Below are 24,799 nucleotides of genomic sequence, written 5' to 3' on the forward strand. Positions count from 1 at the left end.
GGGCTCCTTCTTCCGCGAATTTACAGGGCCTTCGCGCATCGGAAGCCGATGCCGTAGCTCTGGGCCTTCGGATCCTGCGCGTAGCGGAAGGAGGGAATGAGCCAGCTGGCAAAGCTGCCATTGAACGCGCCGCCGCGAATGACCTTCTTTTCGCCGGACGTGGGGCCCGTCGGGTTGTCGGCGTCGTCGGGCTTGTATTCGCCATACCAGTCGGCGGTCCATTCCCAGACGTTGCCCACCACGTCGAAGGGGCCGAATCGCGAATTGCCGGCGGGGAATTTCCCGACGGGCGCCGTGGTCGCGTAGCCATCGTCGGCGCGGTACAGCGGATCCAAGGTGACGCCGTGGGACTTGCCCCACGCCACGCATTCCGCGCCGCACGCGTTCAAGTGACCGGCCGTGGGCTCCTCGTCCCCCCATGGATACATGCGGCCATCGGGTCCGCGCGCCATGTACTCCCACTCGGCCTCGGTGGGTAGACGCTTGTCCTGCGCTTTGCAGTACGTAGCGGCCATCTCCCAGCCGATGCAGTTGATCGGGTGATCGCCCTTCGCGGGATCGGCGATGGTGCACAAACTCGCATACAGCTTTTTGTCGGCCCGCGTGATGTCCGGCCAATCGACCTCGGCGGAGGCCCGGCGGCATTTGCCAACATCGGAACAGGCTTTGTAATCCTTCGCCGTCACCTCGTAGAGATCCATGCAGAATGCACCGAGCTTGACGTTGTGCGATGGCTTCTCGTTCGCCTGTGCGTCCTTGCGGTCGGAGCCCATGAAAAACTGGCCCGCGGGGATCTTCGCCGTGTTGGGCGGACACACCGGCTCCGGCGGCGGAGCGGGAACGACCGGCGCCGAAGCTTGGCTGGATGCGGCGGACGGCGCGGATCGCGCGGACTTTTGCCCGAAGGTGAAAAATGCGGCGAGCGCACCGGCCCCGACGATCACCGCGCCCGCACCGAGTACGAGCCCCAGCCTGCTCTTGGCCGCCGGCGCCGACGCGGCAACCGGACCGGGCGTCTGCGAGACGAGCACCGCGCCCGATCCTGTCGAGACGTGCGGCGGTGGGGCGATGGGCACGGGCGTTGGTACGGACGCGACCGTAGCGCGAAGGCTCAAATCATCGGGCGAGGCGTACGCCGACGGCCCGCGCGTCACCGCTACGAGCGCATCCAGGAATTCCCCCGCACGGGCGTAACGTTCCGTCGGCTGAACGGCGAGCGCCTTCGCAAAGACCTGGTCGATGGCATCCGAGACGGGAATTCCCAAGGTGCGCGGCGTCGGGCGCCGCTTCACGTCGGAGGAGGCCATGGCGAGCTGCACGAGATCGTCGCCCTCGAGGATGGGCGCACCGCGCAGCATTTCCAGAGCGACCAACGCGAGCGCGAACACGTCGGTCCACGGCCCGGTGGCACCGTACGTTCGGCTGAATTGCTCCGGCGCCCCGTACGCAGGGCTGAACGACTTGACGCTCGCCCCGGTCTTGGCCAACGCGGCTTGCAGCTGCGTGTTGTCGGCCATCATCTTGGCCACGCCGAAGTCCAGCACCTTGATGGTCGCGCGACCGCTGCGTGGCTCCGCGCCCACCACGAACAAGTTGGCCGGCTTGATGTCGCGGTGCGCGATGCCGCGCATGTGCGCGATTTCCAGCGCATTGGCCACCGGCGTGAGCACGCCCATCATCTCCGCGACCGTCCACGGCGGTGCACCGGCCTCACGCTCGCGCAGCAGCACGTCGTCGAGCGACAGCCCATCGAGCCACTCGAGCACCATGAAGGGCACCCAATGCCCTTGCGGCGAGATGTACGTTCCGATGTCGCGCGCCTGCACGATGCTCGCCGTTTGGCTGCTCAGCTCCGTGAGGAGCGCGCCCTCTTGAACGAAGGCCTGCATGAACAGCTCGCGCTGGTCGAGCCGCGACGCGGCGAGGCCGTGGAAGAACTTAATGGCAACCGGCTTGTTCCAAATCGTGTGGATGGCCCGGTACACGATGGCGAAACCGCCCTCGCCCACGGCTTGCTCGATTCGATATTTCTCCGCCACCACTTGGCCTTCGAGGTGGAGCGGGTCGCGGGGCATCGTCATCGTCGTCGCCATGCTCCCAGATGCGCGCCACCTTCCGCAAGAACTCGCGTTAGATTGCGATGTCCTTCATGGCTTCCGGCCTCGGCGATAGTCAATCCACGGTTCCTTCCTCGAATTTTGGCGCTCGGCATTCGGGCCCCGCTCCATTTTGGGGTCTGGTCAATCGCTCGGCCATCACCCTGGGGGCGATTCTCGCGGCGCACACCATGCTGGAAACAGCGCGCGATACGCTGTTTCTCGAGAAAGTTCCGCTTCGGCATTTACCGTGGATGTACCTAGCCATTGCCGCCCTTTCGGCACTGCTGGTGATGGTTCCTCGGCGCGGAGGGAGCAAGTCGGAGGCCAAGCCGGTGTGGCTGGGGGCCGGCCTCGGCGCGGCGGCGCTCGGCACGGCGGCCTTCGGGCTGTTCGCCACGGCTTCGGCGCGCGGATTCTATTACACGCTGTACCTGTGGTCGGGCCTCATCGGGGCCACGGCGGTGACGCAATTTTGGTCGACCATGGCCCGCCTTTTCACCATGGGAGAGGCCAAGCGCGTGTACGCGCGCATCAACCTGGGCGGAATTTTGGGAGGCGTCTCGGGGGCGGCGCTCGCGCGGGGGCTCTTTTTGGTCGCGCCCGCCCGCGCATTGCTCTTTCTCGCGGCGGCCACCTTCGCGGGGGCGGGCATTCTCTCGGCATTTTCGGCGACGCGCGCGTCCGCGGCCGAGGCGGAGGCACCGGCCAGCCAACTCGCCGTGCAGCCGGCGCTCGTTCGCGACGTGTTCGACAACATGTACCTGCGGCGCATCGGTGCGATGGCGCTGACCGCGACGATCACGCTCACCTTGCTCGACTACGTCTTCAAGCGGGCCCTCGTGGCCCGCGTGCCTGCGGAGAGCCTGGGCGGGACCCTGGCCAGTGTGGCGCTGGCCACGAACGTGTGCAGTGCGGTCGGTCAGAGTTTTCTCGTTCCGCGCATCATCCGCCTGCACGGTGCGGTGGGCTCGCTCATCGTGTTTCCTGCCCTTCTCCTCACCGGCGCGGTGGCCGGTACATTGGGACCGGTGGTGGCCGTGGCCGTGGCCATGCGCCTCGTGGATGGGACCTTGCGATTTTCGCTGCACCGCACCGCCGTGGAGCTGCTCTTCGTGCCCGTGAAGGCATCGCTGCGCACCCGCGCGAAGACGCTGGTCGACGTGGTCACCCAGCGCGGTGGGCAGGCCCTGGCCTCGGTGGCGATCCTGCTTTTGCCCCCGCAGATCCCGCTCCGCATCTTGACCGCGGTGCTCGCCGTGGGTTCGGCCACGTGGCTCTACCTCGTGCAGCGCCTGCGCGCGCCGCACGTGGAGCTTTTTCGCGCCATGGTGGAGGAAGGCTCCATCACCACCCGCGTGAAGCTGCCCCCGCTCGATCTGACCAGCGTCGAGGTCCTCGTGGGTGCGTTGAGCAGCGCGGAGGACAACGAGGTCATCACGGCCATGGAGGTCCTCGCGGACCGAAACAAGGTGCCGCTCATTCCCACGCTCATTTTGTACCACCCCAACCCGCGCGTGGTGATCCGCGCGTTCGAGATCTTCATCGCCGCCAACCGGCGTGATGCGGGGACCTTTGCCTGGCGTTTGGTCAACCACGAGAACGCCGATGTGCGCGTGCGCGCGGTGCATGCCGCGGCGGCGCTCGCCTTCGATGCCGAGCAAGTGCGCGCGCAATTGCGCGATCCGGATACCGGCGTGCGCGCAACGGCCATGGTGGAACTCTGGGGGCGTGGACTGCAAAACGACGAGGACATCGCGTGGGTGGGAACCCTCTTCGCCGAGGGCGGTGATGTGCGCGCCCAGCGGGCCATCCTGACGGCGCTGGCCACGACCCGCGCGCGGCCGCTGTTGCTGGCCGCCCTGCCGCTGGCCCAATGCGATGATCCCGAGATCAAAGCCGCCGTCGCCCGCGCGCTGGAAACCGATCCGACGCCGGAGGCGCTGCCCGCGCTCATCGCCATGCTGGAGCACCACCGCACGCGCGAGCCGGCGCGGCGAGCGCTCGTGGCGGCGAGAACGCGCGCGCTCGACGCGCTGGAGGCCGCGCTCGAGAGCCCGAGCACACCCCGCGAGGTGCTCGTGCACGTGCCGCGATCCATCAGCCGGTTCGAACCCGAGCTGGCCGTGCCCATTCTTCTTCGCATTCTGGAAACGCACCCCGATGGAATGGTTCGCTTCAAGGCGCTTCGCGGGCTCGGCCGCCTGACGGCCAACGGCGCAAGGGTCGACGTGGACCTCCCGCGGCTGATGCCGCTGTTCGAGCGCAACCTGGGGCAGGCCCACCTGGCCCTGGCGTGGTACGAAAGCCTCATGGACGCCACCACGTCCAACGCATTGAAGGCCGAGCACGATTTGCTCGCGACGTTGCTCGTCGAGCAAGTGGTGCATGCGCTCGAGCGCATTTTCCGCCTCATCGGGCTCACCAATCCACGGGAAGATTGGGAGCAGGTGGTGGCGGCGCTCAAGAGCAAAAAGGCACGCATGCACGACAGCGCACGCGAGCTCGTGGAAAACGTGGTGGACGAACCGCTGCGCGGACAGCTCGTGCCCTTGCTCGACGCGATGCGCGCGTCGGTCGAGTCGCGACGCCCGCTCATCCGCGTGCCCATCGGCGAAACCGGCCTCGCCGCGCTGCTGGACGAAATGGTTCGCGGAAGCGATCTCACCGTGCGGTCCATCGCCGCCCACTACGCCGCGCGCTTGCAAGCGGCCCAGGCCAGCTGAGCGAGGCCATGCACTTCGTCGACCGCATCGATCGCCTCCTCTTCCTTCGCACGGTCCCGCTCTTTGGCGACTTGCCCCAAGAGCGCCTGGCGCTGCTCTCCGAACACATGAACGAGCTCTTCGTGCCGGCGGACACCGTCTTTCAGCGCGAGGGCAACACCACCGATCAGCTCCGGATCGTGGTGGAGGGCAACGTGCAGGGTTTTCTCCAGACCGGCGAAACGTGGAACATGCCCGGGCACGCCGTACTCGGGGTTTTCGAGTTCTTCGCCGGGCGCTCGCACCAATCGCTGCGCACCACGTCCGACACCGTGATGCTGCAGATATCGACATTGGCGCTACGAGGTATTCTGGAAGACTATTTCGATGTCGTCGTTCATACCTTTCGTGGCCTGACGCGCATCCTCATGCATTTCATCGGCGAGTATGGGTTCGAGGTACCTCTGCGCGATATCACAACGCCACCGAATCCACCGCCTATTCCCACGAACCCCGACGTGGTGGACCAAATTCTCATTTTGAGGCACGTGTCACTTTTCCAGGGCGCCAGCGTGGACGGGCTGGCCGCGCTTTGCCGGACCACGCGAATCGTGCACTTCACCCCGGGCGAGCGCATCTGGCAGTCGGGGGACGTGGAGACCTGGGGCGGTGTCGTCCTCTCCGGGTCGATGACCACCCGGAACAACACGCTGATGAAGAAAGCTGGCGAGATGACACTCGGCCCCCTTTCACCGCCCGGCCTTCTCGAGCTGCTCGCACATCGCCCTCGCTTCTACGACGCCTATGCGGGAAACGACCTAATTTTCCTGCGGATCGATCTGGACGATCTTTACGATGCGCTCGAAGATCACTTCGACATGACCATGGAGTGCCTCGGTGCCTTCGCCGCCGCGGCGATGACCGTGTTCGAACGCATCGGACGCGCGCGGCTGGACCAACTCCGCCAAGCGGGGGCAGCTCCGACGATCTCGTTCGTCGTCGATGGATCGACCATCGCGGTGCCCCGCGCGTCCTCGTCGCTCTTCGAAGCGCCGCCCGAATCGGTGCGAAGCGCTCGCTGACGCACAAGGTGCGGAGTGTCCTCCAATGGATCGACCGACCTCCATGGGTCCTCGTGCGCGCGATGATTGAGAACTTCCCTGGGAACGGAATAGCTATGTGGCAAAGGCTATTTGCTTATTGCAAGCGTAACTTTTCGATTGGAGCGATTGGCTCGGTCACTGCACGCTGGGAAATGTGATTTCCGCACCCGAAAGTCGTGCCAGCATCCATACCGAAGAAGAAGAATCAAATGAACATCACGTTCGACCGCCGTTCCCACGGCGCTCGGCTGACTCTTCCGCGTTGATCTTTCACGATCCCGATCGGCCGGACGCGGATTGGACCGAAGAAGCCGAAACACTGCCCATGCGACCGCGGCTGTTGTCGTTTCATGCCGTGGAGGCGTTGCTCGATGCAGCGTTTCCGCAGGCACGACAGCTGCGAAAGAAGCGCGCCGCGCGGCGGAGCGAAGTCGAGATCCCCACGTTGATACGACCCGATCTCACGGTGTCGGCGGCGCTGTCGAAACTGAACCAGGCGCTGACGACGGCGCCGACCATCCGCGAGAAGCCACCCGATAGATCGGGCGTCGTTCGCGCCGTATCGAAAAAGAATGCCACATGGCTCGCGTGGGTCGTACGAGTTCCCGCCGCAGTGGCATTGGGCATTCTATGCGGAACGCTGATTGCCATTTTCCTCTATGGCGAGGACATCGTATTTCGTGATCTGGAAAGTAGCATCGATGCGCCGCCGCCACGCGTTTCGGTGGAGCCAACACCGGCGGGGCCCCCTCCCCCGATGCCTGTGGCCCTGTCCCCCGCGCCACAGGCAGCGCCACCACCGGTGAATCCGCCACCGGTGAAGAAGACCGAGAAGGTCAAAAAGGCCGCGGCCACTCCGAGTACCAGCAAAGAGAAAACCAAGGACACCAAGGTGACCACGCCACCAAAGGCGGGGCGCCCCGAGGTGCAACGCCCGGAGCCGCCACGCCTGGAGCCGCCGCGCCTGGAGGCACGAGCCCCGCAAACGCCACCGCCCGTTGCCGAAAAGGCGCCTGCCCCGTCCATTCCGGCGGCGGACGACAAAGCGATGAAGCGGGAAAAGGCGTTGGCGGAGGCCGCACGCAAGCTCGCCGAAGGGCAGCTTTCGCAATCCTTGGCTCGCTGACGCCGCGAAAATTCCGTTTGGCTAAGACGGAAACGCCGCGCGGTACGCGTTCAACACACGGGCGTGCACCGTCTCCAGATCCGCCTCGGCGTCGACGGTGGTGATGCGGTCCTTCGGCAGATACCGCGCGATGTCTTTGTAGAACGCCGCCAAGGCACGCTGCACTTCGTTCTGTTCGTAGAGCTGGGCTGCTTCGCCACGGTGGGCCCGACGCACGGCGGCGCTGTCGGGCGAGATGTCGAGCACGATGGTCAGGTCCGGGCGACGCGCGTAGCGGTTCAACGAGCGGATCCAAGAGAGGGGGTCGTCGCTCGCCTTGCCGCTGGTCACACTTTGGTAGGCGAGGCTCGAGGCGTCGTAGCGATCCGAAAGGACGATGCCACCCTGGGAGATGAACGGCGCGATCTCCGACTGGACGTGATCCATGCGGTCGGCGGCGAAGAGAAGCGCCATCGTCTCCCACCCCGGTGCGGACGGTGGTTCACCCGGGGCGGTGGGCGGTGCGACGACGCGCCCCGAGAGCACTTGGCGGATGAAGGCGCCGATGGGGCCGTCGCTCGGCTCGCGGGTTGCGCGCACGCGCAGTCCGTCGCGGCGCAGCGCCTCGGCGAGCTTCGCCGTTTGCGTGGTGGTGCCCGCGCCGTCGATGCCCTCGAGAACGACGAAGTGACCTGCAATCGCGCTCATGATGCTCTCCCCGGAAGCGGATCCTCGCCCAGCACGACGTTGTCGATGAGACGTGTCTTTCCAACGTGACAGGCTATGGCCAAGAGCGCCCTCCCCTTCTGTGCGATGGGCACAGATGCGAAGCTGGAGAGTTCGTCGGGATCGAGCACCTCGACGTAGTCGATGCGATCCGCGACCGCATGCACCTCGCGGTGAGCGTGGGCCCGCAGCGCCGCCGCATCACGCTCCCCCGCCTCGAAGGCGTTCCACGCGGCGCGGAGCCCCCGGGACAATCCGAGCGCTCGTTCGCGTTCGGTACTCGACAGGTAGGCGTTGCGCGAACTCATGGCCAGACCGTCGGTCTCGCGCACGATGGGGTGGCCAACGAGCTCGATGGGAAGGAAGAGATCGCGCACCATTTTTTTCAGCACCGCGAGCTGCTGGTAGTCCTTCTTGCCGAACACCGAGAGGCAAGGCCCGGAGAGCGCGAACAACTTCGCAACGACGGTGGTCACGCCCTCGAAGTGCCCCGGACGGAAGGCCCCGCAAAGCGGCTCCGTGAGGCGCTGCACGCGAACGCGCGTCTGCTCGCCCTCCGGATACATCGCCGAGGCCTCGGGGGCAAACACGAGATCGACGCCGACGCCGCTTAGTTTTTCGACATCGCTCAGAAAATCGCGTGGATAGGCAACGAAGTCTTCGTTGGGGCCGAACTGTGTGGGGTTGACGAAAATGGACACGACGATGAAGGGAGGCGCGGTGGTGAGCGCGGAAAGTTGCTCACGGGCGTGCGTCACCAAGGCCAAGTGGCCGGCATGGAGGGCGCCCATCGTGGGCACGAAGCCCACATTGGCGCCTGTCCGGCGGGCGGCGTCGCAGGCGGCTCGAAAATCGGCGGGGGTTTTTGCAATGACGGGAGAAACACGGGTGGGCGGCGATGCCATTGGACCTGAGACCGTAGTACGGTTCGCCCCCCGCCGCCCGTGTGACGTGTGCCCGCCCTGGTCTTCAGACTGCAATTTTCCTTTTTCGACGAAATTCGAGGAGGCGTTTTTCACATGATTCGAGCTCGATGGCTCGTCGCCGTTGCTGCCGCGTCGTCGCTCACGCTGCAGCTCGCGACCTCGACCTGCGCGTTCGCGCAGCGACCCAATGGGGCTACCCCCTCGCAAGCGGACATCCGCACGGCCCGTGACTTGTTCGCCAAAGCGGAGAAGGACCAAGAGGCCGGCCAGTGGGCCCAGGCCTTGGACAAGTACCAGCGCGTGGCCTCCATCAAGATGACGGCCGGTGTGCGCTTTCGCATCGCGCTTTGCGAGGAGAACCTCGGGCGGCTGCTGGATGCGCAGGCCGACTACACCGGGGCGCAGGAGCAGGCGCGCGCGGAGAACAGCAAGGACGTGCTGGACGCCTCCACGGAGGCGCTCGCCCAGTTGAAGCAGCGCATCCCCGTGCTGAAGGTGGTCATCCCCTCGGGGGTCAACGACGCGGAGGTTCTCGTCGACAAGAAGTCGATCGCCTCGAGCGAGGCGGGCTTCGTGACCAACCTGGAACCCGGAGCGCACGCGTTGGAGGTCCGGGCGCCGGGACGGCAGCCCTACGCGAAGTCCATCAAGGTGGTCGAGCGCGAGATCACGACGGTGGAGCCTCCGCTGCTTCCGGTGACGCAGCAAGCGCCGGCCGCCGTGGCCGTTCCGCCGCCGGCGACCACGAGCACGCCGCCGCCGAAAGAGCCGGCCAGCCAACCCGCCCCCCCGGAGGGGCGCAGCCTCGCGCTTCCCATCGCGACCACGGCAGGTGCCGTGGCATTGGTGGGCCTGGGCTTCGGCTCGTACTTCTTGGCCGGCAGCAAGGCCGACGATGCACGGAGCAAGTGCGAAGGCGGGAACGGCAACGCGTGCACCGATTCGCGCAGCACGATTCGCACGTTCGATGCTCTGGCCATCACCGGCTGGGCAGCGGGCGCGGCACTCGGTGGCTTGGCGATTTACTTGTGGACCCGCCCCGCGCCGGCGAGCGCTTCGAGTGGGACGGCAGCCGCAAACGGCCCTCGCTACGTGCGGGTCGTTCCGTGGGGGCAAGGCATGCGACTCGAAGGGAGCTTTTGATCGTGCGTCGTTCTTCCATGATTTACTCCACCGTGTTGGCGACGGCCTTCGTCGGCGCCATCTGGGGCTGCGGCGATCTGCTGCACGGCACGGACTTCACCGAGAAGTCGAAGTTCATCCAGGGTCAGCCCAATTTTTGTGAGTGGGACATCCCAACGGCGCAGAAACATGCTGTCGATGCCTGCACGATGCTGCTGTCCTGCGAGAACGGCTTCTCGGCGGATGCGCCCAACGCGTACGGCGAGTGCATCAAGCGCGCGATCATGGCGTACAGTTGCGAGGCCAATCCAAACTTGCCCGTGAGGGGAAAAACGAGGGAGTTTTGGGATTGCCTGTGGCGCGCCCAGACGTGTGAAGCGGCCGACCCGGCGAAGGAAAACGACGTCGCGTCGTGCTTCAAGACCGATGACGGCGGGGCAGCCCCGTCGGTATGCCAAAATGCCCCGGGATTCATCAACTGCGTGGGCCCGCAGCGCGCCGAATGCCGCAACGGTAGCCCCCGAGGAAACTTCGATCCTTGCGTGGCAAGCGGACGGATGTGCGGGAAGGCCGGGACGGAGATCGTCTGCGCCGGCTCGAACAACGGCAGCTGCACCAAAACGGGCTGCGAGGACAAACGCCTGCACTGGTGCGCCCCCGATAGCAGCACCCCGCAAGATCACGGGATCGATTGCGAGAACTTCGGCGACCAGGACTGCATCGAGATCGATGCCGGAGTCGCGGCGTGCAAGCCCTCCGTGCCGCAGGCTCCGGATGGCGGCGTCGATGCGGGCCTCAAACCGGGGTGCCCCAATGCGACGGTCACGTGCCAGGGCTACATTGCGGTCGGCTGCCCCTCCGGCATCGAGGAGCGGGTGGATTGCAAAGCCTTGGGCCTCCTCTGCACGGCCCTCCCCGGCGGCGACTCGTTCGACGTATCCCGCGCCTGCGGAGACCCCAAAGCGACATGCGTCGACCGCTGCGAAGGTGGCAATGTCATCGCGTGCCGCCGCGGCGGGAATGAGACCACCATCAAGTGCGCAGACTATGGCCTCGGGCAGTGCATCACGCAGCGCGCCAACGACGGGAAAGAGCAGGCCACGTGTGGCCCGCCGCTTCCCCGTCCGTGAACGCGCGGTTTAGAACTGGACGTCGAGGTTGACCCTCGCATCGGCCACGGTGACGTCCTTCTCCCATGTCGTCTTCCCCGGTGCGGCCACGCTCACGTGGTACGTGCCGGGGAGCACCAGGACGTGGAAGGAGCCGTCGGGGTTGACGGCACGGCTCTGCGTCGTCGTGCCCGAGCGGGTCACGGTGACGGTGGCGCCCGTGACGCCGGCGGGGACGACGCCGCGCAGGCCGCTGCCATCGAGGCGCGCGAGTGCGACCTGCCACGCGCCGCGCAGCTTGGTGACCGTGCGATCGCGCCAGGTGGCGTACGAAGGCTGGAAGCCCTGGGCGGAGCGATTGACCTCGATGACGTAGGGCGCGACGGAGTACTTGTTGTACATCCAGTCGATGTCCCCGCCGTCGACGGCGTAAAGCGTCTCCCACGAGGTGCCGTATCGGTAGTTGCCACTTCCGCTGTCGGAGGGAAGCTTGGCCGCCATGGCGGTGGCGAGGTTGCGCAAGATGTCCCGCGTGGGGGCTTGCACGCCGTCGCAGCCGTACGGATAGATGATCAATTCGCTGTACGAGTGGTACGAGATGTCAATCACGGGGCGGGTGGCCGCGACGTGGTTCATCAGCACGTTGGTCTCGGGCTCGGAGCCCGCGCTCGGCCCGCGGTAGGTCTCGGAGCTGGCGCTTCCCGACGAACCATTGCACGAGCCCCACGCGTACGGGTAGTTGCGGTTGATGTCGACGCCGGTGCCCGACGGACACGACCCGCTCGATGGGCATCCGCGGGTGTTCTTGCGCCAGTAGCTGTCGGTGTTCCACACCTTGTTGTTGCCGTCGACGTTGAGCATGGGAACGACCCAGATCTCGTTCGAGTCGACCCAGCGGGTGATGTTCGCGTCCGTGCCATACTTGGTGAGAAGCTGCTCGATGGTGTCCAGCGCCACCTCGGGCGACATCACCTCGCGCGCATGGTGCATCCCATTGAAGAGGATGACCGGCTTGGCCGGCGAATGCTGCGCGACGTCTTTGCTGATCTTGATGCCCCAAATGTCGCGCCCCTCGCGGGACTTGCCAATGGACTTGACCGAGGCAATGGCAGGATGCGCTGACGCGTATTGATGAATGATCGTATCAATTTCCGCCGACGTCTTGTAGGCGGGGTCCGGCGCAAACTCGGCTTGTGCGGCGAGCTTGTGACGAGCGACGCTCATTCCCTGGTGCGTCAATTCTTCGACTTCATAATCGGTCAAAATGACATCTGCCTGCGAAGCGGGCAAATCTACACCGGCAATGTCAAATCCGCGCGATTGCAAAAATTGCATCTGGCGCGGATAGTCGGTCAGCTGGAATGTCACCAGGTGACGGGCGCCGTGGGCGCCGGCGATCAATTCGTCCGCACTCGTCGACACGTCCGTGTCGGGTGCCGATGCGGAGGAACAACTTGCCAGCAAAATGGCTGCGGGAACCACGGCCGCGACGCGCACTACGGCCTTCATCGTCTTCAACGGGAATCGGCTGCTCATGGTGATGCCTCCCTGGAGGGAACTATCGATTGTCGGGCGTGTGGGCGAGCGGGAGGCTATTTGGAAAGGACGCCGGTGGCAATCAATATAGCGATCGCAATCCCCATCAAACTTTCACCCGCAATGAATCCCGAGCTGATGGGTACCACTGTTTGTTCGGCGACACGCGGATGCCGGCGGCGCATGAACTCCGCAATGGACGCGCCAATGAACATGGCGATGGAATTGGAACCCGGAACGACCATCGCCATGCCGATTCCCGACGGCGACGGAATGTAGGGCTTGAGGCGCGCAGGGGCCCACCGCTCGAGCAACGTGATGGCGATGCCCAGGACGAAGGCGATCCCGATGGCCGTCCGCGCCGCCGGATGGAGGCCACCGATGCCCAGCGAAAGCGCGCGCGAGACGCCCGCCCATACGAGCACGGTGGGCGCGGGAAACTGCGTCGAGCCAAGGACTTCGGCCGAGGGCACCAGCAGATTGTACGCAGGGACGACCACCACGGCGCCGGCGACCACGCCGAACAATTGCGCAAAAAGCTGTTTGCGCGGATTGGCGCCCAGCAAATAGCCGCTCTTCAAGTCGGTAAGCAGATCGGCGCTGTGCAGGCCCACGCCGGCGGTCACGTTGGCGGTCATGACATTCGCCACCACGTTGCCCGGCAAGATCGCACCGAAAATGAGCTGCGTCATCGGCCCCATCGCCTTGCTCGGCGTGATGTCGGTCTCACCCGTGACGCGCGAGCTCACGATGCCGACGACGAACGTCAGCGGCAAGGCCACGATGGCCGCCCAGAGCGGCACTTGGAAAAGCGACATCATGAGAAAGACCACGATGGGCGCCAGGACGAGAAACCCCGCCGGAAACCACCAGGTCGGGCATTCGACGTCGGCGAGCGGATCGTCCTCCTCGTTCTTGCGCTTGCGAAACAGGGCGAACACGCTGCTGAAGGAGCGCGCAACGCTTTGCCATTGGAACGCGAAGGAGAGCAGGTTGCTCGACACCAAGAGCGCCGCGGCAGGCCACAAGGTGAATTGGACGATGTTCTTGTAGACGACGCTCTCGATGGCCCCACGCGCGTACATGGCCGGGCCGAGCACGGCGTAATTCATGATCGCGCCGAGCAGCATCGACCACCCCGTCTTGAAGCTCATGAGCGCGCCCGCGCCGAAGAGGATCAAGCTGCCGTCGAACGCGAGCGTCCATTTCTCCGCAGCAACGCCGCCCAGTTTGAAGGGCAATCCAAAATGCGCCGGCAGATTGAACGGGAGCCAGCGCATTTTCGCATCGCGAAGGAACGCAATGACGGCGCCAATCGCGCCCGCGCGAATGAGGTAGCGCGCTTTGTTGCTCGATTGGCCGTGGTGGTGCAGCGACTTCAACGTCTCCGCGGTGGCCGTGCCCGTGGGGAATGGCAATTTGTCGATGTTGACGAGTTGCCGCTTGAGCGGAATGGCCACGAAGACGCCCATGGCCGCGATGACCGCGAACCAGACCATCAGAGGGATGCTGTCGGGGCGAATGCCCGTGAGCAGAAGGAGCGCCGGAATGGCGGCCATGTTGCCTCCGCCGGTCATGAAGCCCGCGGCCGAGGCCACCGACCCCATGGCATTGTTCTCGAGCGCGGAGAATTCTCTCTTGGTGATGCGCAACGCCGCGAGCACGCGGTACATCGCGAAGGCGAGAACGCACGCGGTGACCGTGACGCCGAGGCTCCAGCCCGTCTTCAGGAAGACGTACAGGTTCGACAGGCACATGATGCCGCCGAGAAACATGCCCGTGACGATCGAGCGCACGGTGAGCTGCACCGCGCCGGGCTGATAGACCTCACGAAACCATTGCGCCTCGGTGTGCTGCTGTTCCTCCGGCTTTTCCTGCGGATCCTTCTGCTCGCGAGGCGCCATCAGGGCGTGACCACCATCGCGCTGCCGCCACCACGCCGCACGGGCTCGGCCACGGCGGTGAGCGTGCCGTCTTCGTTGAATTGGATGCCCGTGGCCGCGCCGATTTCGGCCATCTCGACGAATTGGTGGCCGCGCGCTTTGAGCTTCGTACCGATGTCCGAGTTGATGAAGGCCGGCTCCGCGGTGCTCTTCGTGTCGGTGCCCGGCGTCACGACGATGTTGCGCTCGGAGACGCGCGGGGACGCGAGGGCTTCGGCGATGGGCATGTTGAAATCGAGGTAGTTGATCACGGTCTGCCCGACGGTGGTGATGATCGTGCTGCCGCCGGGACTTCCCAGTGCGACGCGCGGCTTGCCGTCCTTGAAGATCAAGGTCGGGGTCATGCTGCTGCGGGGACGCTTGCCGGGCTCGAGGATGTTCGCGGCCTTGGCGTTGGGGTCGGTGGGGATGTCGAAGTCCGTGAGCTCGTTGTTCAGGATGAAACCGAGCCCCGGCACGACGATGCTGCTGCCGCCCTCGAACTCGATGGTGAACGTGTACGAAACGATGTTGCCCTCGGAATCCGTCACGGTGAGATGCGTCGTCTCGCGCGTGGCCCCGCCGGGCGACGTATCGAGCGCCGGCGGCTGCACCGGCGGGCGGCCGGGGCTGGGATCGCTCTGGTGCGCATAGGGATCTCCCGCTTTGGCGCTGCCGGTGGCGGCCGTGTCGGTGATGAGCGCGCGGCGGGTTTGGGCAAATGCCGGCGAGAGCAAGCCTTGGAGCGGTACGTCCGTGTATTCCGGATCGCCGTGAAAGGCATTGCGATCGGCATAGGCGAGGCGCGACGCCTCGATGTACCGATGCAGGTGCAGCTCGCGATCGCCCGTCTCGGTGTACGGCGTCAGGATGTTCAACGTCTCGGCGAGGGTCATGCCGCCGCTGCTCGGTGCGGGCATGCCGACGACCGTGTGGCCGCGGTACGTGCTCTCCACGGGAAGGCGGACGCGCGCGTCGTAATTGGCAAGGTCCTCCATCGTCATGACGCCGGGGCGCAGCGGCGGATTGGCCTCGGGCGGCTGGCGGACCGCGTCGACGATCTTCTGCCCCACTTCCCCTTCGTAGAAGACGCGCGTGCCACCCTCGGCGATTTTGCGGTACGTGGCGCCCAAGTCGGGATTCTTGAACAGATCCCCGACGGCGCGGGGCTCGCCCGCATCGGTGAGGTACAGTTTGCGCGCGCTGGAGACGCGTTGAAACCGTGCCTGATTGCGCTTCGTCTGGTCGACGAACGTGGTGTCGACGACGAAGCCGTTCTCCGCCACGAAAATACCGGGTTGCAAGACCTCGCCGAGCGACTTCTTTCCATAGCGCCGCAAGGCCTCGTCCCAACCGCGCACCGTGCCCGGCACACCCACCGAGAGACCGCTGGCGATGATCTCGTTCGTATCGATGCGCTTACCCTCCGCATAGAAGAGCGAGGCGGTTTGCGCCTTTGGCGCCTTTTCGCGGTGATCGACGGTGACGAATCGATTCTCCTTCGCCAGGTAGATGACCATGAAGCCACCACCGCCGATGCCGCAGGAGAACGGATCGGTGACCCCCAGCACGGCGGCAGCCGCCACGCTCGCGTCGATGGCGTTGCCACCGAGTTTCAGAATTTCGATGGCCGCCAAGGTCGCGCGCACGTCGACCGTCGCCGCCGCCCCACCGCGCCCCACGGCCGTCGGCACGGGCGCCGGTGGATTGGCCAGGCTCCGGAACGCGTTCCCCGCATCGGGCGAGCCACTGTCGGGCGATCCGCCGTCGGGCGGGGCGGAGACCTGCGTGGAGTCGTCGCACGCGAGAAAACCGGTGAGCGACACCAGCGGGATCAGCGAGAGGGCAAGCCATTTTTTCATCGCGCGAGATTTCGCATACCGTAGCGCGGCGGGCAATGCCTCAAAAAAGGCCGCCGCCGGGCGCGCACGGGCATGGCGGCCCGCGGACGCGCCGCGTCGAGGCCGACGGTGCGATTCTGAGGATCCCGCGATCCAGTGGACCGCCGGTTTTGTTCACGTACACCGTACCGGCGCGACGGTTCCTCGAATGGACGACCGGCGAATCGCGTCGCACGGGCGTCCTACGGGAGGGATCGCGGGCGGTTGAACTGGCCTGACACGTGCAAAGTTCCACCCTCCAATGAAAACCGTTTTGAAATCTCTCCTGTCGATTCCCGTTCTCGCACTTACCGCGACAGGGGTCGTGGTGCTCATGGTCGCATGCAGCGGTTCGAGCAATTCGAACGGGGGAGGCTCGGACGACAAAAAGACGGATAGCGGAAACGACGACGACGACAGCGGTACCAAGACCGACGCGGGCGACGACGAGGACGATGCCGGAAAGGACGCAAACGGCAATCCCGGCGCTCCATGCATCGGTGAGACGAAAGTGGAAGCCTGCCTCGCCTGTTGCGACACGACGTCGTCCGGCGGCCGGGCGGTGATCAACAAAGCGTTTCAGGATTGCAATTGCAAAGACGGTTCGGAATGCAAAGCCGATTGCGGGGACAACTACTGCTCCGGCAAACCGGCATCCGCCGAGTGCGCACAATGCCTCAAAGAGTCGGAAGTCTGCGAGGAAACGGCCAAAACGGCATGCGACAATGACTCGAAGTGCGCCGCGTACAGAGTCTGCGCCACCAACTCGGAGTGTGACGACAAGGATCCGTGAGCGGAGGCGCTGGTCAAGTTAGCTGCAGGACGCCCCTTTCTCGAAACCGTTCGCAGGAGCGGCCTTGAGCTTCTTCTCCGTGTCGGGACCGTAATCGCCATCTTCGCCGGTCGGCTCGTCGGGGTGATTGCGGTTCCACAGCCTTTGGAACGCAAGCACGTCCTTGCCGCGCAATTCGACGGTGTCGGCTCCGACATAGGTAAAATGCATGCGATCGCCGGGTCCGAACCATTGGAAGCTCGCCCCCTCCAAGGCCTCCTTCCAGGTGGCATTGTCGCCAATGTCGATGGCCAATCCCTGTTCATGATTCGACGCGCCCGGGGTGGCCGCGGCGGTGATGCTGCAGCGACCCGCCAGGTGCCACTGGCGAAGGAGGTACTGCTGCGGGAGGCCGCGAAGCATCGAGTTGATGCGCATGGTCGTGTTCGGGTTGGCAGCGAGCGCATCGCCCAGGGCCTTGGCGGCCGGCGGCTGCAGGTACGCGAACACGGCCTCGCCGCGCGTTTGGTTCGAGGTGGCATCGACGGGGGTCAGCGCGTTGGGGACGAGGCAATTCACCTCGCTGACGATTTGGCGGCTCAATCCGAGAACGGTGACGGTCGAGCACCCCGAGTCCACGGCTTGCTCGACGGTCATGGCCGGTGCGAGCAAGCTCTCCGTGCTGCTGTTGAGGAAGCTCTGGCCGTCCAACGAGAAGCCGCCGAGCACGGGGCCGCCGGGCTGAACGAGGCCTCCGCCATCGGGATCGAACAGGCCGCCCTGAGCTTGAAGGACGCCGTCGCGCGCTTGGAAGGGAAGCTGCGTGGTTTTGCCCGACGCGCTGGTGAGCGTGAGCCGGTCGCGGGCCGCATTCACGGCGAAGGTGCCGCTCTCGAGGCAGGCGTCGGGGCCGATCTGTGCGACCTCGTCGGCGCGTTCGCACGGGCTTTTCCAGGATAGATAGTGCGTGGCATCGACGAAGGCGAGCTCGGAGATGGGCCCCGCGCTGGTGGCCTTGTACGAGCCACGCAGCACGGGTGGCTTGGCTTCGTCGCCGGTCGGCGGCGTCGCGTTCGACGAGGAGGAGCATCCGGCCGCGATGGCGCAGCCCACGGCGAGCCCCAAGCAAAGAAGGGTTCTCAATACGTCACCGTGACGTTGCCGCCGCCGTAGCCCGAGCAGCTGCCCGCCGTACGATTCGTGACGCCGTGGCTGAGTCCGAGCCCCGACATGACCGCGTTGCCGCCTTCCCAATCGCGGCTGACGGAGGTGTCGCGGATGTTCGCCACGACGCACTTGCCGCTTCCATTGCAGAGGGTCGCGGTCTTCTTCGAGCAGTACGTCTTGGTCGGCGCGGCGACCCAGAGATCGCTGTCGGAGCACGCGCCCTGGCCCGTGCATCCCCAGGAAACCTGGCCTTCCGGCATGTTCTGCGAGTACGTCGAGCACGAACGCAGGAAGTCGCAGTCGCCTTCGTACTTCAGGTTCACGCGCTGGGTCGTCTTCTTGCCGTCGGTGTCGCCGCCGCCGTTGTCGCCTCCTCCGCCGTTGTTCCCGCCGCCGCCGTTGTTCCCGCCGCCGTTGCCGCTCCCGCCGTCGCCTTTGTCGCCGTTCGAGAAGGATTGGTCGCCCGCGGTGAAGGCCTCGATGAGCGCTTTGATCAACTCGATGAGGCTCCCCCCGTCTCCGACGATGGAGCCGCCGTCTCCGGGAACGAGCGGCCCCGCATCCTCGCCCACCAACGGACCGCCCAAGGTCGTCATGCTCTCCGCACGCAGGCCGGTGAGGTTCGCGTCGCGGTTCACGTTCATCGCATGGAACGGCATGCGCTTCGTTTCGCCGGTGTCGACGTTGGTCAGCGCGAGCTCGGTTTGCGCCTCGTTGACCGCGTACGAACCGCTCTCGAGGCATTTCTCCGTGGCCGCACACGGGCTGCGCCACAAGAAGTAGTGCGCGGAATCGTAAAACGTGATCTCGGTGATGGCTCCGGCGCTCGTCGCTTGGTACGTGCCACTGAGCTTCGGAGTCGCGGGGGGTTCGTCCGACGTCGACGAGCATCCCACCATCAACGAGCCAACGATCGCACACCCGACGAAGACTGCATTCCAAGTTTTCATGCGAGCTCCCCTGCTTAGACCTGCTTAGACCTGCGTGGACTAGGTGGCCGCGAATGACTGCAACGCACGAACCACACAAAATTGCCGCGATTTTCCGCTATTTCCGCGGGCAAGCCGGAAGGATCCGTTCCATCGGCGGATCTCCTCGTTCCTCCGTTCCGTCAAACCTCTAAACTCGGGGCATGGGTCTTCGGCTTCTCGTCTTCGATGGCACCCCCAAGAAGGGAGAAGGCCTTCTGCGTGCGGCATGGTCCAGCGGTGCACCTTTGTACCGCGCACTCGGACGCGTCGATGCGCACCACGGGGCCACGAGTTGGGCCGATGCCCTCGCGTGGCTCACGCAGTTCCGGCAAGGGGAACCCATTTCCGGGATTCAATATTGGGGACACGGAAAGTGGGGCACCGTGTTCATCGCCAACGATGTCTTCACCGCACGTGCCCTCGACGCAGGGCATGCGCACTTCGAGGCCCTCGCCGCGCTGCGCGCGCGCATGCTACCGAACGCGCAATCGCTGGTGTGGTTTCGCACCTGCGAGACATTCGGCGCGCGGGCGGGGCATGCGTTCGCATCGCGGCTGTCGAACTTCCTCGGCGCCCGCGTGGCCGGCCACACGCACGTCATTGGCGTGCTGCAGAGCGGACTTCACGGGTTGCACCCCGGCGAATCCCCCCGCTGGTCCGATTCCGAGGGGCTCGCCTCGGGGACCCCCGACGCTCCGGTGTCGGCCAAGGGCTCCTCCCCCGACGCGCCGCACACGATTCACTTCATGAACAACGCCGTGCCGGACGCCTGGTTCGCGAGCTAAGGCAACTACATGGATTGCTGCAGCTGCGCCCGGGCGAGGGCATCGGCGGCGGCCGCGTTGGCGATGTCTTGGTCGCTTGCGCCGCTCTTCTTGGAACCCTTCGCCGTGGCGCGAGGCGCTTTCGGTGCGGGCTTGGACGCGGTCACGGCGGGCCGGGGCTCCGGCACGGGCGACACCACCGGAGGAAGCACCTGCGGTACCGCAACGACCGGGGGCGGTGACGCGGGCGGCAGATCCATCACGGAGATGGGCTGCGTGGAGGGCGTCGCGGCCTTGGGCGGGTCGGCCGGGGTTGCGTCCGTATGGGCCATCGAAGGGTCGACGAACTCGGCGCCGGTGCGAAGCAGATCGTCCCCGCTGCCCTCGACGATGGCCACTGTGGCCACGGAGCCGATGATCGCCATGGCCGCCAAGGCGAACGCCCACGACACGGTCGGCTGCGCGCCACGTTCGCGTGGCTCGCGCACCTGGGACGCGTGCATGCTGCGCGCCAAGGGCATCGGATCGGATTCCATGACGCGCCCGCGTCCCCATTCCGGCGGTGCGAAGACGCCCTCGGCCTCCTGCGGACGATTCATGCGACGCGCCTCGCGGGCGGCATCGAGCTGCGCCTGAATGCGCTCGGGCGTGAGCGGCGCAAACGCGGTGAGCTCCGGCCGCCTCGATTCGGCCGGGATGCCCGCCGCCGGCGCGTGCAGCGGAATGCGCGTCTCGACCTCCGGCTCGGGCTCCGCCCGCGCAGCGCCCTGAAAGGGGCGAAAGTTCGTGTGCTCGTCATCATCGAGCGGCCGGCCCGGCATGCGGCGCGTGGCCGCGTCGGCGATCAGCTTCCGGGTTTCTTCCTCGGGCGGGTCGGCAGGAAACGAACGGCGGCGATTCAAGACAACGGTTTCGTTCTCATCCTCCTCGCCCGCGGCTGCCGGCCGCGGCGGGGGCGTCTTGATAGGTGGCAACATTCAGCAGGCCCTCGCAAGCATCGTTGCAGAGGGCGATCCAACCACAGAAGGTGGCCTTATGTCCTGCGTTCACGCAGATGGCCGCGCAAAAACGCGCTTGTAGGCCAACGGCTCACGTCCCTGCCGCGGTCCGTCGATCCAATGGCCCCCTGCGGGGCCACTGGACGACGCGTGGGTCACAGCGATTGCTCCAGCTGCTTGTCGGCGAGCGCCTTCGCCTCCTCGGCCAGGCTCTTCTCCTTGTCCTTGTCGCCCGAGCCCTTGTCTTCCTTCTTACGGCCCTTGTCCTTCTCGGGCTTCTCCTTCGCCTCGGCCTTGTCCTTCGCCTCGGGCTTCGTGTCCGCGTCGGGCTTCATCTCGGCCTTCGTGTCTTTGTCGGCCGTGGGCGCCGGACGGGGACGCGGACGCGAGGTCGGACGGCTCGCCGGAGGCGGCGCCGGCTTGACCACGCCGAGCGGGGTCGATCCCGTCATGCCGGGCCCCTGCCCCATCACGACCCCCTGCTGCCCCGACGGGTACGCGGAGGCGGGATAGCCCGATTGCGGGAACATCGCGCCCGGCGCGCCGGGGTAGCTCGCCGGCGGGGCCGAACCTCGCGGAGACTGCGGGCTGGTGAGCGCCCCTTGCGCGGCGGCCTGCGGTTGCGGGGCCGGTTGCTGCGGGGCGCTTGCCGAGGCCATCGCATTGGGTGCGCTTTGCGCGGCTTGCGCATTCGGCGTGTCGATGAACTTCGCCATCTCGTCCAGCGCAACATCGCTGTCTCCGCGAACGACCAGCGCGATGATCAGGCCACCGAGGACGCCGAGCGCCACGAAGACCGCCACCCACGAGATCGTCGGCCGGCCATCTTTGTCGCGCGAGAAGAACACCGTCGCCGGCTTCTCCAGGCGGATGGCCGCGCGCTGCTCCGTCGGATCCTGACGGCCCGTCGACATGCCCATCGGGCCGGCGTTGGGCGGCGGAGGCGGCGACGAGCGGAAGTACGGCGCCGGCGCTTCGTTCGTCATCATGCGCGGCGGGCCGATGCGCGTGGGCGCCTCCGAGTAGGGCGGCGCCTGCACCGCCATGGCCGGCGGCATGGGCTCGGGCGGCGGAGGCGCCTGCGTCACATAGGCCGCCGGCGGGGGCGTCAAGTACGCCGAGGGCGCGGGGTTCATGAAGGCCGTGGTTTGCGGCTCGGTCTCGGCCTCGTACACCTCGGAAGGCGTCGGATGGTACACCGGGGGCGCCGGGGGTACGTAGACGGGCGCCGGCTGCGAGCGCGGCGCTGGGGGCGCGGAACGCGGGACGGGCGCCGAATTGCGCGGCGCGGGCGCGGAGGAGCGAGCCGGCGGCGGGGCCGAATGCCTCGCGGCCGGCACCTGCCCCGTCGCGCCGGAGAGCACTGCCGCCGCGAGATCGGGACGCACCTGCGTCTGCTCTTCGTCGGGGACACGCGGGGTGCGCTTGGACTTGGGGAACGAGACCGCCGGCGGACGCTCGGACGGAGCTTCGCGCGGCGGCGGCATCGTCTGCCTCGAGCGTTGCGGCATCAAGGTGGTGACGTCCTCGCTGCCCTCCACGTGCGAATCTTGGCTGGCGCGCGGGTTCGAGAAGAACATCGCGGCCGAGCGTTCCGACGCTTCGGAGGTACGCGAAGGCTCGCGTGGCGTTGCAACGGGCGGCCGCCGGGGCGGACGCGCCGACTCTTGCAACGAGTCGAGCCGTGACCTGGGCGGCGGCCGCGTGGGCGGCAGCTTCCGTCCATTTCTCTCGTGGGCCTCGGAAGCATCGACGTCGAACTGTTCGATGCGAGCGCTGCGCTTGGGTAACGGGAGCACGGAGAGACTACTTGCAGACCCCGAGCCAAACCGTACACGACGGCCCAAAGCGCGATTTTCAAGGTCTTTTCTCGCTCCTCGCTCGCGTGCTCGCGCGAGTCCACCCAGGCCTTTTCCGCGTCCGGCCACGGATCTGGGGGTCCGAAGATCCAGAATCAAAGGATCTAGCCGAGCCTTCGATCGTACGATCCCGCTGGGACTACAATCGACGGGCTTACCGTTTGCTCCGAGTCGGACAAAGATACGGACGATGACCGAACCTGCTTTTCACGCGCTGTTCGAACGCTGGGCGCGTCGCGTGCGCACGAGGCTCGCGCTTCGTCGCATGCTGGCCGGAGCGGCCATCGGGCTGGCGGTCGCGCTGATCCCCGCGGCCGTGGGCTGGAAAATGCGCTGGGCCGATCTGCGGGTTGGGGCGCCGGCGCTGGGGTTGGTGGGGCTCGGGCTCGGGTGGGTCGTGGCGCGACGTCGTCGATGGACGGACACGGACGTGGCGCTCTTTCTGGATGCGCGCCTCGAAACGGAAGAGGCGATTGCCACGGCGGTGGCGGGTGAGACGGACGCGGAGCACCCGGCGCAAGGAGTGGTCATCACGACCGCAACGGCGGCGCTGGCCAAGGAAACGGGACACCGGGCGAACCCGAAGCTGTGGAAGCCCGTGCATGCGCTGGGGGCCGTGGGCGTGATCGGGCTGGCGGTGATCGCGCGCCAACCGCTGCCCGTAGTTCCGCTGGCGATGGCGGCACCGGGCACGACGAAGGTGCAGACGACTGAGGTCGAGGGGCTGGAGAAGATCGCGAAGCTGGGAGAACTGTCCGCACGCGACGAAGCGCAGCGCCAACGGCTCGAAAAGATCGCGAAAGATGCGGAGGCTCTGAAGGAGGAGCTGCGCAAGGGCATGGAGAAGCGCGAGGCGCAGGACAAGATTGCGCGGCTGCGCGAGCAGCTTTCCCAGGAGCGGCTGTCGCTCGGCGAGGGCGAGCAGCGCGCGGGGCTCGAGAGCGCGGTGTCGAAGCTTCAAGAGAGCGAGGCGACGAAGAAGGCCGCGAAGGCGCTGGGCGACCACGACTTGCTGACGGTTGATCGCGAGATGGAGAAGCTGGCCAACGAGCGGGAGAAGCAGGATCGGGAGCTGGCGAAGAAGAAGCTGGAGGAGGCGGCCGACGCCGCGAAGAAGAACGGCGCGGGCGACGTGGGCAAGGCTCTCGAAGAGGAGAAAAAGCTCATGGATCGGCGCGGAGAGCGCGCGGATACGTTGCGCGAGCTCGCCGATGCGATGAAAGGCGCCGGGGAAGCGAGCGACGAGCTAAAGACACAGAGCGAGGCGCTGGACCGCCAAGGAAGCGACAAGGCGGCGAAGCAGCTGGCCGAGTCGCTGGGCAAGGCGTTGGAAAAGCTGACGCCGGAGGAGCGGAAGCGCCTCGCGGAGAAGCTGCGCGAGATGGCGAAGCAGTCGGGGGTGCCGCAGGCGGATGCGGACCGCATGAAGGACATGGCGAAGGATCTGGGGTCGCCTGAGGGGCAAAAAGAGCTGGAGGAGAAGCTCAAGGAGCTCGCCAAAGAGGACAACGCGTCGAGCGAATCGAAGCGGCAGCAAGCGCTGGACGACGCCGAGCGGGGCGCGCAAGGGATGGAGCGCGGCCTTGGAGAGCAGGGGCAACAGGGGCAACAGGGGCAACAAGGACAGCAGGGGCAACAGGGACAGCAGGGGCAGCAGGGGCAGGAGAACGGGCAGGGGCAGGGGCACGGGCACGGGCAGGGAATGGGAGGGGTTCCCATTCCGGGTGATGGCCAGACGGCGGGAAGCGGGACCGGGGGCGGCGGGGGACCGAAAAAGGGAAACAGTGGGGGCGCGGGGGATGCGCAGACGATGAAGTCGCGGGCGCGGGGCACGCTGTCGAAGGGGCAAGCGATGCCGGGCACGGTGAATACGTTCGTGCCGGGAAAGGCCGGCGGCACCGCCAACACGCGCGGCACGGGGGACTTGCGCATCGTGGGACCGAGTGAAGTGGACGGGGTCGAGCGAAGTGACGTGCCCGAGGAATACCGGGAGCACGTTCGGCAGTACTTTCAGCCATAGCCGCCTGGCGGCGCGAGG

The 24,799-nt window shown here is 66.3% G+C and carries 18 protein-coding genes; 8 read left to right on the forward strand and 10 right to left on the reverse strand.

Going from position 1 to position 24,799, the window contains the following annotated elements; translation table 11 throughout:
* Window positions 1–20 precede the first annotated feature (20 nt).
* Window positions 21–2,081, reverse strand: coding sequence for a bifunctional serine/threonine-protein kinase/formylglycine-generating enzyme family protein (locus LVJ94_24075; GenBank protein ID WXB10294.1), 2,061 nt, complete (start codon window positions 2,079–2,081; stop codon window positions 21–23).
* Window positions 2,082–2,149: 68 nt separating this feature from the next.
* Here LVJ94_24075 and LVJ94_24080 point away from each other — a divergent pair, with 68 nt between their 5' ends.
* From LVJ94_24080 to LVJ94_24090, 3 genes are all read left to right on the forward strand, one after another.
* Window positions 2,150–4,822, forward strand: a complete 2,673-nt coding sequence (locus LVJ94_24080; protein WXB10295.1) for an MFS transporter — start codon at window positions 2,150–2,152, stop codon at window positions 4,820–4,822.
* Window positions 4,823–4,830: 8 nt separating this feature from the next.
* On the forward strand, window positions 4,831–5,883 hold the full coding sequence (locus tag LVJ94_24085) for a hypothetical protein (protein WXB10296.1): 1,053 nt from the start codon (window positions 4,831–4,833) through the stop codon (window positions 5,881–5,883).
* Window positions 5,884–6,229: 346 nt separating this feature from the next.
* A complete protein-coding gene (locus tag LVJ94_24090) occupies window positions 6,230–7,030 on the forward strand; it encodes a hypothetical protein (GenBank protein ID WXB10297.1) in 801 nt (266 codons plus the stop codon).
* 21 nt (window positions 7,031–7,051) lie between these two features.
* Here LVJ94_24090 and tmk read toward each other — a convergent pair whose 3' ends face one another.
* Window positions 7,052–7,717, reverse strand: coding sequence for a dTMP kinase (gene tmk, locus LVJ94_24095; protein ID WXB10298.1), 666 nt, complete (start codon window positions 7,715–7,717; stop codon window positions 7,052–7,054).
* Window positions 7,714–8,640, reverse strand: a complete 927-nt coding sequence (gene panC / locus LVJ94_24100) for a pantoate--beta-alanine ligase (GenBank protein ID WXB10299.1) — start codon at window positions 8,638–8,640, stop codon at window positions 7,714–7,716. Before panC ends, tmk begins: the two co-directional genes overlap by 4 nt.
* 114 nt (window positions 8,641–8,754) lie before the next feature.
* Here panC and LVJ94_24105 point away from each other — a divergent pair, with 114 nt between their 5' ends.
* Window positions 8,755–9,804: a hypothetical protein gene (locus tag LVJ94_24105; GenBank protein WXB10300.1), complete on the forward strand. Its 1,050-nt coding sequence runs from the start codon at window positions 8,755–8,757 to the stop codon at window positions 9,802–9,804.
* Between the two features lie 2 nt (window positions 9,805–9,806).
* A complete protein-coding gene (locus tag LVJ94_24110; protein ID WXB10301.1) occupies window positions 9,807–10,913 on the forward strand; it encodes a hypothetical protein in 1,107 nt (368 codons plus the stop codon).
* A 9-nt stretch (window positions 10,914–10,922) separates the two neighbouring features.
* On the opposite strand, the gene LVJ94_24115 is transcribed toward LVJ94_24110, so the two are convergent.
* The 3 genes from LVJ94_24115 to ggt are packed head-to-tail and all read right to left on the reverse strand — an operon-like array spanning window position 10,923 to window position 16,212.
* Window positions 10,923–12,428, reverse strand: coding sequence for a carboxypeptidase regulatory-like domain-containing protein (locus LVJ94_24115; protein ID WXB10302.1), 1,506 nt, complete (start codon window positions 12,426–12,428; stop codon window positions 10,923–10,925).
* Window positions 12,429–12,484: 56 nt separating this feature from the next.
* Window positions 12,485–14,332 carry an OPT/YSL family transporter gene (locus tag LVJ94_24120; GenBank protein ID WXB10303.1) on the reverse strand — a complete coding sequence of 616 codons (1,848 nt, stop codon included), beginning with the start codon at window positions 14,330–14,332 and terminating at the stop codon, window positions 12,485–12,487.
* Window positions 14,332–16,212 (reverse strand): gamma-glutamyltransferase, encoded by a 1,881-nt coding sequence (gene ggt / locus LVJ94_24125; GenBank protein ID WXB10304.1) that lies wholly within the window; start codon window positions 16,210–16,212, stop codon window positions 14,332–14,334. The genes LVJ94_24120 and ggt overlap by 1 nt, the downstream gene beginning before the upstream one ends.
* Before the next feature lie 280 nt (window positions 16,213–16,492).
* Between ggt and LVJ94_24130 the strand changes: the two genes are divergently transcribed.
* Window positions 16,493–17,023 (forward strand): hypothetical protein, encoded by a 531-nt coding sequence (locus LVJ94_24130; protein WXB10305.1) that lies wholly within the window; start codon window positions 16,493–16,495, stop codon window positions 17,021–17,023.
* A gap of 18 nt (window positions 17,024–17,041) precedes the next feature.
* Here the strand turns inward: LVJ94_24130 and LVJ94_24135 are convergent, their stop codons facing one another.
* Both LVJ94_24135 and LVJ94_24140 read right to left on the reverse strand, forming a co-directional pair.
* Complete coding sequence (locus LVJ94_24135) at window positions 17,042–18,145, reverse strand: M15 family metallopeptidase (protein ID WXB10306.1); 1,104 nt, start codon at window positions 18,143–18,145, stop codon at window positions 17,042–17,044.
* Window positions 18,142–19,119, reverse strand: a complete 978-nt coding sequence (locus LVJ94_24140) for a hypothetical protein (protein WXB10307.1) — start codon at window positions 19,117–19,119, stop codon at window positions 18,142–18,144. Before LVJ94_24140 ends, LVJ94_24135 begins: the two co-directional genes overlap by 4 nt.
* 182 nt (window positions 19,120–19,301) lie before the next feature.
* Here LVJ94_24140 and LVJ94_24145 point away from each other — a divergent pair, with 182 nt between their 5' ends.
* The gene (locus tag LVJ94_24145) at window positions 19,302–19,925 is read left to right on the forward strand and encodes a DUF4347 domain-containing protein (protein ID WXB10308.1); all 624 of its coding nucleotides are present in this window, start codon (window positions 19,302–19,304) and stop codon (window positions 19,923–19,925) included.
* A gap of 5 nt (window positions 19,926–19,930) precedes the next feature.
* On the opposite strand, the gene LVJ94_24150 is transcribed toward LVJ94_24145, so the two are convergent.
* A complete protein-coding gene (locus LVJ94_24150; protein WXB10309.1) occupies window positions 19,931–20,806 on the reverse strand; it encodes a hypothetical protein in 876 nt (291 codons plus the stop codon).
* A gap of 251 nt (window positions 20,807–21,057) precedes the next feature.
* Window positions 21,058–22,701 (reverse strand): hypothetical protein, encoded by a 1,644-nt coding sequence (locus tag LVJ94_24155; GenBank protein ID WXB10310.1) that lies wholly within the window; start codon window positions 22,699–22,701, stop codon window positions 21,058–21,060.
* Between the two features lie 250 nt (window positions 22,702–22,951).
* On the opposite strand from LVJ94_24155, the gene LVJ94_24160 reads away from it, so the two are divergent.
* Window positions 22,952–24,781: a hypothetical protein gene (locus LVJ94_24160; GenBank protein ID WXB10311.1), complete on the forward strand. Its 1,830-nt coding sequence runs from the start codon at window positions 22,952–22,954 to the stop codon at window positions 24,779–24,781.
* Window positions 24,782–24,799 lie beyond the last annotated feature (18 nt).

This window comes from Sorangiineae bacterium MSr11367 (assembly GCA_037157805.1).
GTDB classification, from domain to species: Bacteria; Myxococcota_A; Polyangia; order Polyangiales; family Polyangiaceae; genus Pendulispora; species Pendulispora rubella.